This window comes from Inquilinus sp., assembly GCF_057815775.1.
This window is the reverse complement of record NZ_JBYRFX010001144.1, coordinates 1-2,248: the sequence shown is the minus strand read 5'-3', so window position 1 is coordinate 2,248 and position 2,248 is coordinate 1. Positions and strand designations below refer to the sequence as shown.

The 2,248-nt window shown below is 67.3% G+C and carries 1 protein-coding gene; it reads right to left on the bottom strand.

Translation table 11 applies throughout. The annotated features are described in order from the left end of the window. On the bottom strand, positions 1-2,148 hold a 2,148-nt coding region (locus AC3XYG_RS40570; protein WP_489145596.1), incomplete at its 3' end, for a phosphoketolase family protein. Between the last annotated feature and the right edge of the window lie 100 nt (positions 2,149-2,248).

Genomic DNA, 2,248 nt, shown 5'->3' with positions numbered 1-2,248 from the left:
CATGTCGAACGGCGTCGTCGTGGTGCCTTCCTCGCGATAGCCATGGACGTGGAAGTTGTCGTGGTTCGGCCGCTTGTAGGTCAGGCGGTGGATCAGCTGGCCGTAGCCGTGGAAGGCGAAGATCACCGGCTTGTCCCGCGTGAACAGCGCCTGGAAATGATCGTCCTCGATCCCGTGCGGATGCTCGCTCTTCGATTGCAGCGTCATCAGGTCGACGACATTGACGAAGCGGATGCGCAGCCGGGGCACGTGCTCCAACAGCAGTTCGACCGCGGCGACCGCTTCCATCGTCGGCACGTCGCCGGCGCAGGCCATCACCACCTCCGGCTCCTCGTCGCCTTCCGTGCTCGCCCAATCCCAGCGGCCGATGCCGGCGGTGCAATGGGCGGCGGCCTGGTCGATGTCCAGCCATTGCGGCGCGGGCTGCTTGCCGGCGACGATGACGTTGATACGGTCATAGGTCCGCAGGCAATGGTCGGTCACCCACAGCAGCGTGTTGGCGTCCGGCGGCAGGTAGATCCGGACGATATCGGCCTTCTTGTTGACGACATGGTCGATGAAGCCCGGGTCCTGGTGGCTGAAGCCGTTGTGGTCCTGGCGCCAGACATGCGAGGTCAGCAGGTAGTTCAGCGACGAGATCGGCTTTCGCCACGGCAGGTCGCGGCTGACCTTCAGCCATTTCGCGTGCTGGTTCACCATGGAATCGACGATGTGGATGAAGGCCTCGTAGCACGAGAACAGGCCGTGCCGGCCGGTCAGCAGATAGCCTTCGAGCCAGCCCTGGCAGAGATGCTCGCTCAGCACCTCCATCACCCGGCCTTCGGCCGCCAGATGCACGTCCTCCGGCAGGATGTCCTCCATCCACACCCGGTCGGTCGCCTCGAACACGGCGTCCAGGCGGTTGGAGGCGGTCTCGTCGGGCCCGACCAGCCGGAAGTTGCGGGCCTCGGCATTCAGCCGGATGACGTCGCGCAGCAGCTGGCCCATCGCCTTGGTTGCCTCGCCGCTGCTGCCGCCGGGATGGGGCACCTTGAGCGCGAAGTCGCGATAATCGGGCAGTGCCAGCTCCTGCCGCAGCAGCCCGCCATTGACGTGCGGGTTTGCCCCCATGCGGCGGGTGCCCCTGGGCGCCAGGGCCTGCAGCTCCGGGATCAACTGCCCGGACCCGTCGAACAGTTCCTGCGGCCGGTAGCTGCGCATCCAGGTCTCGAGCAGGGCGAGATGCGCCGGGTTGTCGGCCAGGCCGGACAATGGCACCTGGTGCGAGCGCCAGAAGCCTTCGGTCTTCAGCCCGTCGACCTCCTTCGGCCCGGTCCAGCCCTTGGGGCTGCGCAGGATGATCATCGGCCAGCGCGGGCGTGAGGCGGCACCATCTTCGCGCGATGCGCGCTGGATCTCCTGGATCCGGTCGATGACGATGTCGAGCGTGGCCGCCATCGTCTTGTGCATCAGCGCCGGGTCGGATCCCTCGACGAAATGCGGCTCATAGCCGTAGCCCTCGAACAAGCGCAGCAGCTCCTCGTCGGTCATGCGGCCGAGGATGGTCGGGTTGGCGATCTTGTAGCCGTTGAGGTGCAGGATCGGCAGGACGGCGCCGTCGATCCGCGGGCTCAGGAACTTGTTCGAATGCCAGGACGCCGCCAGCGGCCCGGTCTCGGCCTCGCCGTCGCCGACGACGCAGGCGACGATCAGGTCGGGGTTGTCGAAGGCGGCGCCATAGGCATGGGCCACGGCATAGCCGAGTTCGCCGCCCTCATGGATCGATCCCGGCGTCTCCGGCGCCGCATGGCTGGGGATGCCACCGGGGAAGGAGAACTGGCGGAACAGCCGGCGGATGCCGTCGCGGTCCCGCGCGATCTCCGGATAGATCTCGGAATAGGTGCCTTCGAGATAGGTGTTGGCGACCACGCCTGGCCCGCCATGGCCGGGGCCGCAGATGAAGATCATATCCAGGTCGTCGCGGGCGATGACCCGGTTGAGATGGGCGTAGATGAAGTTCAGCCCCGGCGTCGTGCCCCAATGGCCGAGCAGCGGGTTGTCGAGCAGGTAGATCTGCCCGACGGAGAGGTAGTTCGCCGCCCGCCACCATGCGTCGATCAGCGCCAGGTCCGGCCCGCCACCGTCGCTCGACGATTCGTTCCAACTCACGCCACGCTCCCTCGTCCGCCGCTCGGGTCGCCGCGCACTGCCCCATCCTCGCGGCCCGCCGACCGTCGTGGGAGCCGGCGACGATCAGTCGCGGCGGGAA